Origin of the sequence: Blautia sp. MSJ-36 (assembly GCF_018917985.1) — a bacterium.
Classification (GTDB): domain Bacteria; phylum Bacillota; class Clostridia; order Lachnospirales; family Lachnospiraceae; genus Blautia_A.
Genome location: NZ_JAHLPQ010000025.1, coordinates 1 through 18273, shown reverse-complemented (window position 1 = coordinate 18273; position 18273 = coordinate 1). Strand labels below are relative to the sequence as shown.

Sequence of the window (18273 nt, the reverse complement as noted above, 5' to 3'; positions counted from 1 at the left end):
CAGATGAAACAAAGGAGTAAACAGATGAAAGTATTAATCGTAGGAAGCGGCGGAAGAGAGCATGCAATTGCATGGAGTGTTGCAAAAAGCCCGAAAGTTGACAAGATTTACTGTGCACCTGGAAATGCAGGAATCGCAGAGTACGCAGAATGCGTAGATATCGGAGCAATGGAATTCGAGAAACTGGCAGCCTTTGCCAAAGAAAAAGAGATCGATCTTACCATCGTGGGAATGGATGATCCTCTTGTGGGCGGAATCGTAGATGTATTTGAGGCAGAGGGACTTCGTGTATTCGGACCGCGCAAAAACGCAGCCATTCTGGAAGGCTCCAAGGCTTTTTCCAAGGATCTTATGAAGAAATACGATATTCCTACTGCAGCTTATGAGAATTTTGATGATCCGGAGAAAGCTCTGGAATATTTAAGAACCGAAGCAAAATTCCCGATCGTTCTGAAAGCAGATGGCCTTGCACTTGGAAAAGGTGTTCTGATCTGCCAGGATCTTGCAGAGGCAGAAGCCGGCGTAAAAGAGATCATGGAAGATAAAAAATTCGGAAATGCTGGAAATACCATGGTAATTGAAGAATTCATGACAGGTCGTGAAGTTTCCGTGCTTTCTTTTGTAGATGGAAAGACCATTCGCACCATGACATCCGCACAGGATCACAAACGTGCCAAGGATGGAGACCAGGGACTGAATACCGGTGGAATGGGAACATTTTCCCCAAGTCCGTTCTATACTCCGGAAGTAGATGAATTCTGTAAGAAATATATTTATCAGAAGACTGTAGATGCCATGGCATCTGAGGGACGTCCGTTTAAGGGAATTATTTTCTTTGGACTGATGCTTACTGCAGATGGCCCGAAGGTACTGGAATATAATGCAAGATTTGGTGATCCGGAAGCACAGGTTGTTCTTCCGCGTATGGAGAATGATATTATTGAAGTGATGGAAGCCTGTGTAGACGGAAATCTGGATCAGATTGATCTGAAATTCGAAGACAATGCGGCAGTATGTGTTGTTCTTGCAAGTGATGGATATCCTGTAAAATATGAAAAGGGTATTCCGATTCAGGGATTTGAGAACTTCAAGGACAAAGATGGATACTACTGTTTCCATGCTGGAACCAAATTTAAAGACGGCCAGATCGTTACAAACGGAGGCCGTGTTCTTGGTATCACTGCCAAGGGAAAAACGCTGAAAGAGGCAAGAAAGAACGCATATGCTGCTACTGAGTGGATCAGTTTTGCAAACAAATATATGCGTCATGATATTGGAAAAGCGATCGACGAGGCATGAATTGGTCAGTTTTCACAGGCACAGCTTGACGAAAACAGGGGTTTCATTGTACAATAGTAACAACTATGAAACACAGTGAGTAGTTACGAATAATAAAAAGCTGGATGCCATTTCTTTGCTGAAGTGTCGCATCCAAGTGATGAGGCAGAGAGGACAGAAAAATGGGAATCAGTGTAGAAGAAGCAATTCATGAACTCAGAAACAGGGAAGAAGTATTTGTTGCATATTCACAGGCAACCAAGCTTCCGTATGTAACCTGTGATGATGAGACATTTAATGATCAGGCGAGAATTTTTGCCACAGAAGAAGAAATAAAAGAATATGGAAAACAGCTCCTGGAGGATAAGATCCTTCTTATGGGCATGAAATATGAGAAGAAAGATTTTCCGAGACTGTATGGAACGCTGTATGCAATCGGAGTAAACAGTGTAATCTGGATTGACGGAGAAGAGCAGATTGAAATAGAAATTGGAAAAATCGCAAAGCAGAGAGATATGAGTAAAATCGAGCCGGCGAAGAGACCGCTTCTGAATCCATCTCTTGAGCTTTCCGGTATTTACTTTATGCAGGAACTTCGCCGTCCGGTAAAACAGGAAGAACACAAAAATATCCGTGAGCTTGAAGAAGAGCTGATCGCGAATTTACGAAAAGCAGAATTTCTGATTGCTATCAATGCAGAACAGGAAGAAGACGGAAAACTTCATATTCCATATCTGAAAAACAAAGAGGACAAGATTCTGCAGCCTGTATTCACAGATGTTATGGAGTTTGAGAAATTCGGAAGAGGTAAAAATCTCCGTGTTGCAAAAGTAACCATGGACAAACTTCCGAGCCTGATGATTCCACAGGCAAACGCTTATGTGATAAATCCACTGGGCTTTAATCTGATTCTGAACAAAGAACAGGTAGAAAAGATTGCAGGGATCAGCAAATAAAAACAAAAAATTACAGCAGGCTGCCAGGATGAAACTGGGCAGCCTTTTGCTGTTGTAGAGGAGAGATTGCCCTATGGTGATAGAAATCGATTTTAACAGTGATGAGGCGATCTATATGCAGATCACCAATCAGATCATAATGGGGATAGCTACATCAAGACTTCATGAGGGGGATGCTCTGCCCTCTGTACGGCAGCTTGCAAGTATTGCAGGAATTAATATGCATACGGTAAACAAGGCATATGCACTGCTTCGGCAGGAAGGTTTTGTAACCATTGACAGACGGAAGGGCGCTGTGATCTCCATTGATGCGGATAAGGTCAGAGCTCTGGAAGAAATGAAACAGAATCTGACAGTGGCAATGGCATGGGGATGTTGTAAAAATGTAACAAGGGAAGAAGTTCACCAGCTGGTGGATGAGATTTTTGACGAATATGACACAGACAGATAGGAGGAGACATCATGCAGGAACGATATACAAAACAGGCGGAGAATGTTCTTGTTCTGGCAAAACAGGCAGCCAGCTCCTGCGGACATAGTTATATTGGCACGGAGCATCTGCTGGTCGGTCTTGTGGAAGAAAAAGAGGGAACTGCTGGAAGAGTGCTGGAAGAATTTGGTATTCAGGCAGATAAAACCCTGGCACTGATTGATGAACTGATCGCACCGCCGGGAAATACGGCAGTTGCACAGAAACCGGGATTCAGTCCCAGAACAAGACGGGTTCTGGAAAATGCATATGCGGAAGCGGAGGCCATGCATTTTGAGGAGGCAGGCACCGAGCATCTACTGCTGGCAATGTTAAAAGAAACAGACTGTGTAGGTACAAGACTTTTGTATACCATGGGAGTGAATATCCAGAAACTTTATGCGGCAGTTCTTGCTGCTATGGGAATGGACAGCGATGCTATTGCGGAAGAATTCCAATCTGTAAAGGCTTCCAGAGGAAAAAATGGAAGTGCCACACCAACGCTTGACCAGTACAGCAGGGATCTTACAGAAATGGCGGAAGAAGGCAAACTGGATCCGGTTGTAGGAAGAGATAAGGAGATTGCCAGACTGATCCAGATTTTAAGTAGAAGAACCAAGAACAATCCATGCCTGACAGGAGAACCCGGAGTCGGAAAAACAGCCATTGTAGAGGGACTTGCACAGCGGATTGTAACAGGAATGGTTCCGGATACTGTAAAAGATAAACGCGTGGTAGTTCTGGATCTTTCCGGAATGGTAGCAGGAAGTAAATATCGTGGAGAATTTGAAGAACGTATTCGAAATGTCATTGATGAAGTAAGGGAACAGCAGGGAATCCTTCTTTTTATTGATGAGATTCACACAATTATCGGCGCCGGTGGGGCAGAGGGTGCTCTGGATGCCTCTAACATTCTGAAACCTTCTCTTTCCAGAGGAGAGATTCAGCTGATTGGGGCGACGACTCTGGAGGAATACCGGAAATATATTGAAAAAGATGCAGCTCTGGAACGCCGTTTTCAGCCTATTACAGTAGAAGAGCCTACGGAGGAAGAAGCAATTGAAATTCTGAAAGGCCTGCGTCCATACTATGAGAAACATCACGGGGTAGAGATTCTGGATGAGGCACTTGAAGCGGCGGTAAAAATGTCTGTCCGTTATATTAATGACCGTTTCCTTCCGGACAAAGCCATTGATATCATTGACGAAGCTGCTTCCAAAGTGCAGCTGGCTGGATATCATCCGTCGCCGGAGGCAGAGGCGCTGGAGCGGGAAATTCACGATATTCTGAAAGAAAAAGAACAGGCGGTTGTAAATGCAGATCTGGAACATGCGAAAGAAGCGCAGGCCAGACAGAACGAAGCGGAAGCAGAACTTGAAAAACTCCGCAGAAAAGCAGATCGCCGAAACAGACGGAAAGCTCTCACTGTTGGAGAGGCAGCAGTTGCGGATATTGTATCCGACTGGACTAAAATTCCGGTACAGAGGCTGACAGAAGGAGAATCCAGACGTCTGGCAAATCTGGAAAAAGTTCTAAAAAAACGTGTAATCGGCCAGGATGAGGCGGTTTCTGCAGTTGCCCGTGCAGTAAAAAGAGGCAGGGTAGGCTTAAAAGATCCGGCAAGACCAATCGGTTCTTTCCTATTTCTGGGACCTACCGGAGTCGGAAAAACGGAACTTTCCAAAGCACTGGCAGAAGCTGTATTTGGAAGTGAGCAGGCAATGATTCGTGTAGATATGTCTGAATATATGGAAAAACACAGCGTATCCAAATTGATCGGATCTCCTCCGGGATATGTAGGATATGAAGAAGGCGGACAGCTCAGTGAAAAAGTGAGAAGAAATCCGTACAGTGTAATTCTTTTTGATGAAATCGAAAAAGCGCATCCGGATGTGTTTAATATTCTTTTACAGGTGCTGGATGATGGCCATATCACAGATGCTCATGGCAGGAAAGTGGATTTCAAACAGACGATTATTATTATGACTTCCAATGCCGGTGCACAGGTGATTATGGAACCGAAGCATCTTGGCTTTATGTCCGGCGACACAGAAAAACAGAATTACGACCGAATGAAAAACGGAGTTATGGAAGAAGTTCGAAGGATGTTTAAACCGGAATTTCTGAATCGAATTGATGAGATTATGGTATTTCATTCTCTCAATAAAGAGAATATCCGCAAAATTGTTACGATCCTGCTCAAGAATCTGGAAAAACGATGCCAGGAACAGCTGAATATCACTCTGAAAATTACAGGAGCGGCAAAAGATCTCATTGCAGATGAAGGTTTTGACAGTAAGTATGGTGCAAGACCACTGCGTCGTGCAATCCAGACAAAAATCGAAGATGAAATGGCAACGGAAATTCTGGCAGGAAAGATCAAAGCAGGAGATACGGTACAGGTAAAAGCAAAAGATAAAAAAATCTGCTTTTCTGTTACAGTTTCCGGGGAATGAAACCGGAGTTTTTGAAAAGTATAAGAATTTTGTCACTTTCTATGGCAAAAAGAAAAAAAATAAGCTATAATTAACATCATCTTAAAGATACAACAAAAGAATTTCAGGAGGACATAAGATCATGGCAGTGGTACAGGAATTGATCCGTACAGAAGATAACGGTACTATCAGTTTTGGAGATTACGAATTAAACCAGAAATCCAAACTGTCGGATTATCAGTATCAGGGAGATATGTATAAAGTAAAAACATATAAGGAGATTACCAAGCTTGAGCGCAATGGAATGTTCGTATATGAGTCTGTTCCGGGAACAAGTGTATTTCATCTTCAGCAGGATGGAACTACAATGAGCTTTGAGGTACAGGGCTTTGAGGACTCTCAGATCACAGTAGAACTTGAAGCTGAGACAGAATATCAGGTATTTATCGATGGAGCGAGCACAGGCACCATGACTACAAACCTGGGTGGCAAGCTTTCTTTCAGTGTTGAACTGGATGCGAACACCAAAGCAGAAGTAAAAATCGTAAAATGCTAAAAAATAAAAAAACAGTATATTTCTGCCAGGAATGCGGGTATGAATCGGCCAAATGGATGGGGCAGTGTCCTGCATGTAAGGCATGGAATACATTTGTGGAGGAAACGGTTTCTTCTAAAAAAACCGCTTCCTCCGGCGTAAAAGTATCGCAGAAGAAGACAGAACCTGTAATTTTAAAAGATATCAGCCTTTCGGCAGATGAACGTCAGAGCTGTGGAATCGGTGAATTGGACAGGGTACTGGGAGGCGGAATTGTTCCTGGCTCCCTTGTTTTGGTGGGTGGAGATCCCGGAATCGGTAAATCTACCCTGCTTCTTCAGGTCTGCAGAAATCTTTCTTCCCAGGGAGTATCCGTATTATATATTTCCGGTGAGGAATCTCTGCGCCAGATTAAATTAAGGGCGGACAGACTGGGGAATTTTAATGATAAACTGAAACTGTTATGTGAAACCAATCTTGAAAATATCCGTGAAATCATAGAGCGGATGAAGCCGGATGTGGTAGTCGTGGACTCTATTCAGACAATGTTCCATGAAGATATTACTTCTGCACCGGGAAGTGTTTCACAGGTAAGAGAATCGACCAATGTTCTGATGCAGATTGCAAAAGGCATGGGTGTATCCATTTTTATTGTTGGCCATGTAACAAAAGAAGGTAACGTGGCCGGCCCCCGTGTGCTGGAACATATGGTAGATACCGTGCTTTATTTCGAAGGAGACAGACATGCTTCCTATCGAATTCTGCGTGCGGTAAAAAACCGCTTTGGATCGACCAATGAGATCGGAGTTTTTGAGATGCAGAACACAGGGCTGGAGGAAGTGAAAAATCCTTCTGAGTTTCTGCTGAATGGAAGGCCGGAGAATGCATCCGGTTCCGTAGTAGCCTGCTCTATGGAAGGAACCAGACCGATTCTGGTGGAGATTCAGGCACTGGTGTGCCAGAGTAATTTTGGGATTCCCAGGAGAACGGCAGTTGGTACCGATTTTAATCGTGTAAATCTTCTTATGGCAGTATTGGAGAAAAAAGCAGGAGTTCATCTTGCATCTTCTGATGCCTATGTAAATATTGCCGGAGGAATGAAGATGACGGAACCGGCCATTGACTTAGGAATCTGCCTGGCAATTATTTCCAGTGCCAAAGATATTGTCATTCCGGATTCTGTTATGGTTTTTGGAGAGATTGGCCTAAGTGGCGAAGTCCGGGCTGTCAGCATGGCCGGACAAAGGGTGCAGGAAGCAAAAAAACTGGGATTTGAAACGGTAATCCTGCCGGAAGTGAACCGGGCAGCAACAGAGAGCATGAAAGGAATCCGGCTGATATATGTGGCCGGGATTCGTGATGCGATTTCATATATAATGAGGTAAACAAATATGCAAAAGGTTTTGTCAGTTATCATTCCAGTGTACAATATGGAAAAGTACATCCGTCAGTGCCTGGAATCGCTGATGATCAGAGAGATTCTGGATAAAATAGAAATACTGGTGGTTCTGGACGGATCGACGGACCGGTCTGAAGAGATTGCAATGGAGTATGTGGCAGCACATCCGGATTCTGTCCGTGTGATCAGTAAGCCAAATGGCGGACATGGATCGGCGATCAATACAGGAATGGACCATGCTGCCGGAGAATATGTAAAGGTACTGGACAGTGATGACTGGGTAAATAAAAAAGCTTTTATCAGGCTTGTGGAAGGCCTGGAAAAATTTCACACAGATATTGTCTGGAGCAATTTTTTCTGGGTTTATGAGCAATCCGGGAAAATGAGTATTCAGAACAGACATCCGTTTCCGGGTGTGGAATATGGCAGGAAATATGATTTTCATGAAGTTGCGGAAAAAACATTTGTAAAGATGCATTCCATGACAATTCGAACAGATCTGGTTCGAAAAACAGGAATGAGAATTGATGAAAACTGCTATTATGTAGATGTGGAATTTGTAATGTATCCGATTCCGGAAGTCAAAAGTATTGTATTTCTGGATGAATTTGTATACATGTATAGACTGGGGCGCCAGGGTCAGAGCATGACACTGGAAAAAATGCGAAAGAATCACAGAAATCATGAGAGGGTTCTGAAAAGCCTTCTGAAATATTACCGGAAACAGAGAACAAAAGGGGCCGACAGAGAATACCTGGTATATCTTGAAAATGGAATTTCCAATGTTTTAAGCAGCCATTTTAAGATCTATTTGAGTTTTCCGTGCTCTGTAAAAATGTGCCGCAGACTGCGGAAAATGGATGGAAAAATTCATGAGAGTTATCCCGATATTTATAATGCGGTAGAAAATAAATTTGTATGGGCTATCAGAAAAAGCGGATATCTGTTATACTATCCAGGACACTTTATTATGAGGCTTAGGGAGAAACTAAATGAAGTATAAAACAGTACAGACAATGATGCTTCCTGACAGTACAGAAGAAAATCATGGACTTTATTATCAGGGAACAGAAGGCGTACATGTAATCAATGAAGAAAAAAAATCATTATACATACCGGAGAACGAAAAAGCAGAACTGTTTACATATTTTAATGGTTTTTATCCGGGACAGTGGTCAGAGTATACCGAACTGAACGGGCTTCATGTGGAGGTTACGGTTTCCGGAAATTGCAAAGTAGCGCTCTGTTATACAGATGGAAAAAAAAGTGCTGTATACGAGGAACGAAAATGTATCACCGAGGGAGATACGGTTTCTTTTGAAATGCCTGATCCGGAAAAATTTTCGGCCGTCTGGATTCGAGTGGAAGGACTGGAGCAAGGATGTTATCTCCGGAATATTGTTTTTGGTTCCGAAGTGGAAGTACAGCAGGATGTTCAGATTGCAGTAGTGATCTGTACCTGTCGCCGTGAAAAAGAGGTAATCGGAAATCTTGAGAGGATTTCCAGAATGGAGCAGGAATATCGTCCGGAAGTTTTTCTTATAGATAATGGAAATACACTGACAGAGGAAATGATTCCGGACTGGGTACATCTTGTTTTGAACCGGAACTGTGGAGGCGCAGGTGGATTTACAAGAGGTATGATCGAGGCGCTGAAGATTCCGGAGTTTACTCATGTAATCCTGATGGATGATGATATTGTCCTGAATCCGGATGTGCTTAAAAAAACAGAATTATTTTTATCTGTTGTAAAGAAAAAATGGCAGAAGGCACCTCTTGGAGGTTCACTCATAGAAAGGGATGTTCCATGGAATCAGTTTGAATGCGGAGCATTATGGAACCGTGGAAAAATTCAGGGCGGCAGACAGAATCTGGATCTTCGGAAACCGGAAACTCTTCTCGAAAATGCAAAGATCGAAAACTGGGATTACGGTGGATGGTGGTATTGCTGTATACCGGTACCGTCAATCCGTGAAAAAGGACTTCCACTTCCTGTGTTTATTCACAGAGATGATATTGAATATGGAATTCGTATGGGCAGCCTGATGACTTTGAATGGAATCGGAGTCTGGCATGAGGTCGTAATCAAAAAACTTCCGCAGATGGGAGAATATTATGATATCCGAAATATGGCGATCTTAAATGCTATTCATTATGAGGACTGGACCAAACGTCAGTGGAAAGCCTTTCTGATGAAATGGGCAGCAGGAAATCTACTGAGAGGAAGATATTCCTATATTTATCTGAATATCTGTGCGATGCTGGATTTTCTGAAAGGTGAAAAATGGCTGGAAGACACAGATGGCGTAGAGATTCAGCAGAATGTTGTCAAACGTCTTCCAAAACTGGAAAGACTGGATAAAAAAGAAAAGAATGTATTCTACACAACTCCGGATGTCAGTGTTTACACTGCAGCCAGAAAAAAACGTGTAGTTTATGAAGATTCTGCGGGACTTTGCCTGAAAGCAGACAAAAATCTTGCGGAAACAATACGTCTGAGCATATATTTGTTACTGGCATTGAGGAAAACAGACAGGTACTTTGAAAGAGCCAGGGAAAGCTATCGCAAGAACTGGAAGAAACTGATAACAGAAGAATTCTGGAATAATTATTTGGAGATTGATAAGAATGAGTAAGAATTACAAACTGCAGAATATCCTGTTCTGCGACAATGACAGACTGGAAGCATACTGGGAAATGTTCTTCAAAAGCAGCCGTCCGGTATATGACAGAGAAAAGAAAACAATTGTTTTAGGTGCAGGCCAGGTAATTGATTTCTGCACATATTTTAACTCTATTTCACTTCTGAAATGGAAAACTTATACTTATGCGTCAAAATTAATACTGAAACTGCGTGTAAAAGGTGAAATGGAGATTATCCTTACAGGCTATGAGAAAAAAGATACGCAGTATATCCGAAAAGTTTTGCACAGAGCAAAAGTTTCTGCCGCAGAGCCGCAGGAGATTAGTCTGGAATATCCGGAAAATAATCTGATGCTTGCTGGTTTTGAGATCCATACACATGGAATATGTGTGGTTTATGGTGGAGAGTATGATACAGAAATCGATGAGGAACAGGTACGTCATGTATCTCTTCATCTTTGCACTACTACATTTAAGAAAGAGGATTATATCCTTCCTAATATTCAGCTTCTGAAGGATACCGTACTTGCAGGTAACGATAGCCTGGCGAAGAATCTTTGGATTCATGTAGTGGATAATGGACGCACACTTCCGGTAGAAGAGCTGGAAACAGAACATGTAATGGTACATCCCAATCTGAATGTAGGCGGGGCTGGTGGTTTTACACGAGGTATGCTGGAGGCAATGGACCATAAGGAGAAGCCGACACACGTTCTCCTCATGGATGACGACGTTATGATCCTTCCGGAGAGTCTGATCCGTACCTATAATCTTCTGAAGATTGTTCGTCCCGAGTATGAGCATCACTTTATCAGTGGAGCAATGCTTTTCTATGAAGAGATGAATTACCTGTATGAGGATGTTGGATTTATGGATCATGAGGGAACTTATGGACCGATTAAAGACCGTGTAGACACAAGAAAGATGGAAGATATCCTTCGTTGTGAGGAAATGTTCCATCAGCCGAAGAATGCTTATGCAGGATGGTGGTATTGCTGTATCCCTGCAGAATTTGTACGTAAAGATAATTTACCGTTGCCAGTATTTGTACGTGGTGATGATGTAGAATACAGCCTGCGTAATAAAGCAAAATTCATTACACTCAGTGGTATTTGTATCTGGCATATGGGCTTTACAAACAAATTTAACGGAGCAATGGAATTTTATCAGGTGCACAGAAATACACTGATGCTTCAGGCAGCCAGTGGAGTATGCCAGAATGTGGATATTATGACCCGTATCCGTAAACTGATTCGTGTAAACCTTCTTCGCTTTAACTATGATGGGGCGGAGCTCCTTCTTGATGCGGTTGAGGATTACATGAAGGGATATAAATTCTTCATGAAGAATCAGGGTGAGAAACTTTTGAAAGAGAAATCTCAGAAAAATGAGAAGATGGAACCACTTTCTAAGTTTCCGGAAGCACCAACAAAGGTACTTAGTGTTTATGCACAGGATCTTCCACGTAAATCACTGGAGACATTTCTGTACAGGATTACTTACAATGGGCATTTTTGGCCAACAAAATGGCTGAAAAAGTCAGTTGTTCCAGTGGCTTATGACTGGTATTATTCACCGCACAGATATTTTTTCAGAAGGAAACTTCTTGCAGTGAACCCATATCTGAAGCAGGGTGCATACAGAGAAATGGATAAGAAGAGATTTTTTGAGCTGTTCAGCAGGGAAAGAAAGCTTTTCAACCGTTATGCTAGGATTCATGAACGTTTGGAGAAAGAGTACAGAGATCACAGAAAAGAATTTACTTCAGAAAGTTTCTGGAGAAAATATTTGGAGATAGATAAATGAGTGTAAAACATATAGGGGATTTAAAAAAAGACGAATGCTATGGCTGTACAGCTTGCCAGTTTACCTGTCCTTTTGGGGCAATTAGCATGCAGAATGATCATGAGGGATTTCGTTATCCTGTAGTGGATGAAGAAAAATGTACAGGATGTGGAAAATGCCGAAGAATATGTCCAGGCTTACATGATAAAGACAGAAGCAATATCGCATCACCAGAATCTTATGTAATATGGGCGGATGATAAGATCCGCCTAGACAGCAGTTCAGGTGGGGCATTTACACTTCTGGCAAAATACATCTTCTCCAAAGGAGGAGTTGTCTGCGGAGTTGTGATGGATGAAAAATTTCATGTTTATCACACTTTTGCAGAAAATGAAACAGAGCTGGAACCTATGCGTAGATCTAAATATGTAGAGAGCGAATTGGGAGAGGCTTATCCAAAAGTAAAAAAATTGCTGGATGAGGGAAGAACGGTATTGTTCACAGGAACGCCGTGTCAGGTAGCCGGTTTAAAAGCTTTTCTCGGTGAAAATACAAAAGGTCTGTTTACTGCAGATCTTATGTGCCATGGGCCGACATCTCCAAAAGTTTTTGAGCAGTATTTAGATGAAACTTTTGATGGACGTGAAAATATAGACAAATTTTATTTCCGTTCAAAACGCTATGGTTGGAGCGGAACCACCTGTGAGGTTATCCTGAAAGACGGACGAACATATATGGGATCCGGTGTGCTTGATCCATTTGAAATTGGATCTTTCAAGAGTCTGTTTCTCCGTCAATCCTGTGAGGATTGTAAATTTGCGGCAATTCCTAAACAGGCAGATATTACGATCGGTGATGCATGGGGAATTTCGGCATATAAAGAATCACTTAATGACGATGTCGGAACATCCATGATTTTAATCAATAATGAAAAGGGCAGAGAATTATTCAATGGAATCAAAGATAATGTTAAATTTATCGAAAAAGTTCCGTTGGATGCATTGAAGAGAAATCGATTTGGTGCTCAGAAAATGAAGGTTCCACCACAGAGAGGCCGCTTTTTTGAAATGATAAATTATACAAGTGTTCATAAAGCGGTAGATTATTGTATGAAAGGCCGTTACGACGTGGGTATTGTCGGCGTATGGTTTGGCAATAACTATGGAAGTATTGCGACTTATTATGGTTTGTACAAACAGTTGGAAAGCTTGGGCCTTGCAGTGCTCCTGATCGATAATGAAGGTTTAGGAAAAACCCCGGCAGATGTTGTGGCAAAGAGAAACAGCCGCGTTTTTGCAAGAGAACACTGCCATGTAAGCCGGAAATATAAACTTTCTGAAATGGGACTTTTAAATCAGGTTTGTGATGCGTTTGTTGTAGGATCTGATCAGGTATGGAACTTTGGAGTAGCCCGGAATTTTGGACGGAGTTTCCTGTTGAACTTTGCAAGACCTGAAAAGAAAAAAGTTGCAGTTGCATGTTCTTTCGGACATAAAAGAGATTACAGATCAGATCGGGAGAGAATTATAACAAGTGATCTTCTGAAAAAGTTTGATGCGATTTCTGTACGGGAAGAATCAGCAGTTGATATCCTTGATAATGTTTTTGGCGTGAATTCCACCAGGGTATTGGATCCTGTATTTTCAACAGATCGAAAAGTATATGATGATGTTGCAAAAGAATCACAGCGTTCAGAAAAAGAGCCGTATCTGTTAGCATACATTCTTGATCCAACACCTGAGAAACGTGAGGCTGTTAAACATCTGGCAGAGAAAAAAGGATTGAAAGCGGTATTTATTCTGGATGGCGAAACAGGAACTTTCAAGAAAAACAAAGAAAAAATGGGTGATGAGAAAGTCCTCGAAAATGTAACTTTCCCGGATTGGGTCGCTTATTTTAAAAATAGCAGTTATGTTGTAACGGATTCCTGTCATGGTATGAGCTTTGCTATTTTATACGAAAAACCGTTTGCAGGTATTGGAAATGAAGCCAGGGGTATGGTTAGATCAGAATCTCTGGTGAAATTGTTCCATTTAGAAGATAGACTTGTGAAAAATTCCAAAAATATTATAAATAATGGAACATTATTAAAAGATATTGATTATGCATCTGTGAATGAGATTTTAGAATCAGAGAGAGAACGCTCCAGAAAATGGCTGGAACATGCAATGTTTTCTGAAAAAGTTGTAAAAACATATCAGGCTTATCCTGTCAGGGTGGAAGCTGATCAAGAAAAGGAATTAGTTGTAACTAAAGAAGAGATTGAGCAGGTAAAACCTACATTTTGGCGGGGACTTTTATATCGTCTTCCAATTGGCATGCAGAAAAAAGCTAAAAAAATGGCGAAAAACTATGTTACACAAAAAGAAGAAAAGAATGTGTAATTAAGGAGGATTCGTAGTGAATCAGGAATTTTTACGAAAAATATATGACAAAATGTCACCGGAAACTCAGGTGAAAGCAAAGAAAATCGTAAAAAAATATGGAAAAAGAAAAACAGAGTCTGTGGATACAAAGAAAAAAGTCCCAGAATTTGTACCTGCAAAACTGAAAAAAGCAGATGATATAACGGTTGCCGCAATTTTTGAACAGGATTGTTGTGGATGTGGAGTCTGTGCAGAAATTTGTCCACAAAATGCAATACAGATGGAAACGGATGCGGAAGGGTATGCATATCCTCAGATTGATACAGATAAATGTGTGAAATGTGGAAAATGTTTAAAGCATTGCCCGGCCGTTCAGGTGAAATATGAAAATAGTAAGGAGCCGGAAAGCTATGTTATGATGGCTGAGGATGAGATTCGCAGAAAGGGATCAGCTGGCGGATGCTTTACACTTCTTTCCAATGTTATATTGGAATCCGGAGGGTATGTCTGTGGAGCGGCATATAAAAACGGAACATCCGTAGAACATGTCCTGATCCGTAAAAAGGAAGATCTTGATCAGATTCATAATATAAAATATGTTAAAAGTGATATTAGGGCTGTTTGTCCAGAAATTGAAAAACTTTTAAAAAAAGGAAAAACGGTTCTGTTTTCCGGAGTGCCTTGTGATGTTGCTGCGTTATATGCGTTTTTAGGTCAGGAATATGAGAATCTTATTACTGTAGATATTTTTTGCCATGGGCTTCCATCACAGGAAATGTTTGAAAGATACTTAAAAGATTCTTTTCCGGATAAAGAAGTTGAATCAGTAAAGTTCAGAAACAGAGGGGCATTTGGATGGGCCAACACGATCAGTGTTTATTTTAAAGATGGAACAAGCTTTTTTGAGAGGTCATCGACAAATGCGTATCTGAGAGCAATGTTTATCGGATTGAGCAGACGACCTGCATGTAGCTCCTGCAGATTTTTGGCTATACCACGACAGGCAGATATTTCTTTAGGGGATTTTTGGGAAGCAGGTGATATAAAACGGGAATATTCGGATGGAATTGGAACATCGGCTGTACTTGTTAATTCGGAAAAAGGAAAAAAACTTTTCGAAGTTGTAAAAACTCGAATGAAAATGGTACAGAATATTGAGCTTTCTAAATTGTTAGATAAGAGCAGACGTGAAGGTGAGATCAATAAGCCGAATGGTGCTCATCCATCCAGAAAACGCTTTTTCCAGCTGTTAGAAACATCTTCATTCAAGAGAGCCACAGAGTATAGTCTGCGGGGAAAATATGATATTGGTATTATTGGTCTGTGGTATGGACGTAACTATGGAAGTATGGTTACTTATTATGCATTGCATCATGAATTAACTTCTATGGGACTGTCTGTTCTTATGATAAATAATCCATTATCCCGTGAAGGCGATACGATGACAAAAACCGATCCACGAAGATTTGCAAGAGAACATTATAATATCAGTCCAATTTATCCTATGCATAAGCTTAAAAAATTTAATGATCTTTGTGATGGATTTATTGTTGGATCGGATCAGTTATGGAATTATGGACTCAGCAGAATTTATGGACAATATTATTTCCTGAATTTTGCAGATGATAATAAGAAAAAAATAGCTTACGGTACTTCTTTTGGTAAAAGTGAGTATAGAGGTCCGGAACCATACAGAGAACTTTCGGCATATTATCTTCAGAGATTTGATGCTGTTTCTGTACGAGAAGAATTTGCGATTGAGATGTGTAAGAATGTGTTTGGTGTTGATGCCACATGGGTAACAGACCCGGTATTCTTCTGCAAAAAGGATCAATATGCAAAGATAGAAAACGTTAGACCGGAATGTGCTGAGGAACCATATATTTTGGCATATATTTTGGACCCAACAAAAGAAAAAACAGAAGCACTTCTCAATGTATCTAAGAGAATGAACAAAAAAGTAAAAGTTATTCTTGATGAGGCACCAGGACAACGAGAACGAAACAGGCAGAATATGAGAATTCCTGCGGGGGCGCCGATAGAAATTCTTAATGAAGTAGATTTGCCGGAATGGCTGTATTGCTTTGATCACAGTGATTATGTTGTGACGGATTCATTCCATGGTACTTGTTTTGCGATTATCTTTCAGAAGAATTTTAGTGCAATATCGAATAAAAAGCGAGGAAGCCTTAGATTTGCGTCACTTCTTGGCGGATTTGGGCTTTTAGATCGTCTTACAGAAGATGCGACAACAATTATCGGTCATCCTATGGTTGAGGAACCGATTGATTATGTAAAAACGGAACAATTGATTGATGCACAGGTTGAAAAGTCAAGAGAATGGTTGCGTAATGCGGTATTTTCTGAGAAAAAAGTAGATAATTTTACAGTATTTCCGATGGTAGATAAGCGCAGATAACAGATGATTTTATAAAATAATAGACTAAGATTAATAATAGTGGCTGCTGTGCTTGGTGATGATAGCATGGCAGCTACTGTTGTATAGAACGAGGATGAAAGATATGGGAATTGGTAATTTTGGAAACATGATGAAGATTATGAATGCTTGGAATACTTTTAAACAGAATCACCCGAAATTTCCTGCTTTTTGTAATGCAGTATCTAAGCGGGGAATCCGGGAAGGAAGCATTCTTGAAGTAACTTATATCAGCCCTGAGGGGGAAAAATTGACTACGAATATTAAAGTATTGCCCAGCGATATTGAATTGCTGAGAGAGATTTCAGGAGGAAATTAGAGAACTTTTTTGAGCTGGGTTAGGGAGTTGTGAAGTAATGGAAAAGAAAAAGAGAGAAGAGTTTATAGATATTGCGAAGGGAATTGCAATTTTGTGTGTTATTATAGGACATACATGGAAAAATGCCTATCCTGCGGATAAAAGACTTATGGTATTTATTTATTCTTTTCATATGCCACTGTTTTTCATTTTATCAGGATGGTGTTTAAAAAGTACGGATGTAAAAATCAGTTCTGTAATAGTAAAAAAGATTAAACAATTAGTGGTACCGTACGTAGTTATTAATTTTATCCGTACGATGATAATGAGCCCTGAGCTGTTTTTAAAAACAGAATTCTGGCGTTCACTTTTTTATGCTGCCGGAAGAGATATGCAGAAGGGAATTGATGGAAAACCTGTAAGTCAGATTGGTATGACCTGGTTTCTGATGTCATTATTCATGTGCCAGATATTGTATCTATGTGTAAAAAAGATATCTGAAGAATATGAAGTTTCAATGTGGGTGCTAATAATCTGCCTTGCAATGATGGCATCACAGTTGAGGGATTATTTTTGGCTGCCGTTGGGAATACAGGCGGGTGTGTATGGAATGTTCTTTTATCATTCGGGATGTGTGATGAAAGAGAAGAAAATATTCGAAAAAGATCTGAAAAAATTACCGGTGGGAAGTATTTTGATTGGTTTGTTTGTATGGCTGCTTGATATTAAAGTGGGGTGTGTTGGGGTACATCAGGCTTCCTATGGTGGAATCATTTCTTTGGCGGCTCCTGTTTGTGGTACATATTTTGTAGTAAAGTTATCGCAATTTATTTATGTGAAAGGTGTAAAGATCAGCAGATTTTTGAGTTGGTGTGGAAGATTTTCGTTGTATATTTATGCAATTCATGCTTTGGATGTGATTGGGCTTTCGGTTATTAAAAGGATGGTGTTGTGTGTATTTGGGCTTCCGTCAAAAAAGGGAGCTTTGTTGTATTGTGTGATTCGTATTATGGTGGTTGTTATTGGTGCAAGGGTGCTTACGGTGGTGAGTGAAGTGTGGCGTATGCGGAGAATGCATCGAGCTGGGTAGGGACTTTGGCGGACGCCAGAGGAAGAGGATATCGGTCCGGGCAAGGACTCCGTCGGGGGATACTGTTGGTTCCGGAAGGTGGAGAGAAAGACGGACGCCAGAGGAAGAGGATATCGGCCCGGGCAAGGACTCCGTCGGGGGATACAACTAAGGTTCCGTGAGATGGCTAAAACCATTGCGGCAGGGCCAGAACTCGCCGTTGGCTCAAACAGCTGACCCTGCCGCAATAACGCCCTCTCCCGCAACCTAAGTTGTATCACCCCTCCTCCGCAACAGCCCGAACCGATATCCTCTCCCTCTGGCTGATATTTCCAACTGACAGGAAAAAAGATAAAACCCGGATAGGGGACGGAAGCGGACGCGGGGCGTCCTGTCCTGGGAATTGAATTGGGGCTTTGGGATGAAATTTCGAAAAATCCAAAAAAATTTGAATTTTATGGTTGACAAGTATAACTCCCAGTGTTATTATAACTGAGCTGTCGCAAATAATTGTTTTTGAAAAACAAACAATTAAAAAGAATTTCAGAAAAATGAAATTCACAGTTGACAAAAGACAGAAGATATGATAAAGTATCCAAGTCG

14 protein-coding genes are annotated in these 18273 nt (G+C 41.1%); 13 read left to right on the top strand and 1 reads right to left on the bottom strand.

The features are described 5' to 3' along the window. Positions 1–24: 24 nt before the first annotated feature. From purD to KQI39_RS13725, 13 genes are all read left to right on the top strand, one after another. Positions 25–1299 (top strand): phosphoribosylamine--glycine ligase, encoded by a 1275-nt coding sequence (purD, locus tag KQI39_RS13785; RefSeq protein WP_173762131.1) that lies wholly within the window; start codon positions 25–27, stop codon positions 1297–1299. A gap of 161 nt (positions 1300–1460) precedes the next feature. Further along, positions 1461–2234, top strand: a complete 774-nt coding sequence (locus KQI39_RS13780) for an SseB family protein (protein ID WP_173762132.1) — start codon at positions 1461–1463, stop codon at positions 2232–2234. Positions 2235–2307: 73 nt separating this feature from the next. After that, positions 2308–2685, top strand: coding sequence for a GntR family transcriptional regulator (locus tag KQI39_RS13775; RefSeq protein WP_021977595.1), 378 nt, complete (start codon positions 2308–2310; stop codon positions 2683–2685). 11 nt (positions 2686–2696) lie between these two features. Beyond that, a complete protein-coding gene (locus KQI39_RS13770; RefSeq protein ID WP_148447745.1) occupies positions 2697–5159 on the top strand; it encodes an ATP-dependent Clp protease ATP-binding subunit in 2463 nt (820 codons plus the stop codon). Positions 5160–5280: 121 nt separating this feature from the next. Continuing rightward, positions 5281–5694: an endosialidase gene (locus KQI39_RS13765; protein WP_148447747.1), complete on the top strand. Its 414-nt coding sequence runs from the start codon at positions 5281–5283 to the stop codon at positions 5692–5694. Further along, a complete protein-coding gene (gene radA, locus KQI39_RS13760) occupies positions 5688–7058 on the top strand; it encodes a DNA repair protein RadA (RefSeq protein ID WP_216419032.1) in 1371 nt (456 codons plus the stop codon). Before KQI39_RS13765 ends, radA begins: the two co-directional genes overlap by 7 nt. 6 nt (positions 7059–7064) lie before the next feature. Further along, positions 7065–8075 carry a glycosyltransferase family 2 protein gene (locus tag KQI39_RS13755; protein ID WP_148447751.1) on the top strand — a complete coding sequence of 337 codons (1011 nt, stop codon included), beginning with the start codon at positions 7065–7067 and terminating at the stop codon, positions 8073–8075. After that, on the top strand, positions 8065–9708 hold the full coding sequence (locus tag KQI39_RS13750) for a glycosyltransferase (RefSeq protein ID WP_216419030.1): 1644 nt from the start codon (positions 8065–8067) through the stop codon (positions 9706–9708). Before KQI39_RS13755 ends, KQI39_RS13750 begins: the two co-directional genes overlap by 11 nt. Then, entirely contained in the window at positions 9701–11521 is a 1821-nt protein-coding gene (locus tag KQI39_RS13745; protein WP_173772325.1) for a glycosyltransferase, read from the top strand. Before KQI39_RS13750 ends, KQI39_RS13745 begins: the two co-directional genes overlap by 8 nt. After that, complete coding sequence (locus tag KQI39_RS13740) at positions 11518–13884, top strand: polysaccharide pyruvyl transferase family protein (protein WP_216419027.1); 2367 nt, start codon at positions 11518–11520, stop codon at positions 13882–13884. Before KQI39_RS13745 ends, KQI39_RS13740 begins: the two co-directional genes overlap by 4 nt. Before the next feature lie 52 nt (positions 13885–13936). Next, positions 13937–16285: a polysaccharide pyruvyl transferase family protein gene (locus KQI39_RS13735; protein ID WP_256443750.1), complete on the top strand. Its 2349-nt coding sequence runs from the start codon at positions 13937–13939 to the stop codon at positions 16283–16285. A 103-nt stretch (positions 16286–16388) separates the two neighbouring features. After that, the gene (locus KQI39_RS13730; RefSeq protein WP_173762138.1) at positions 16389–16622 is read left to right on the top strand and encodes a hypothetical protein; all 234 of its coding nucleotides are present in this window, start codon (positions 16389–16391) and stop codon (positions 16620–16622) included. 37 nt (positions 16623–16659) lie between these two features. After that, positions 16660–17691, top strand: coding sequence for an acyltransferase family protein (locus KQI39_RS13725; protein WP_216419023.1), 1032 nt, complete (start codon positions 16660–16662; stop codon positions 17689–17691). A 256-nt stretch (positions 17692–17947) separates the two neighbouring features. On the opposite strand, the gene KQI39_RS13720 is transcribed toward KQI39_RS13725, so the two are convergent. Further along, on the bottom strand, positions 17948–18273 hold a 326-nt coding region (locus KQI39_RS13720; protein WP_216419021.1), incomplete at its 5' end, for a hypothetical protein.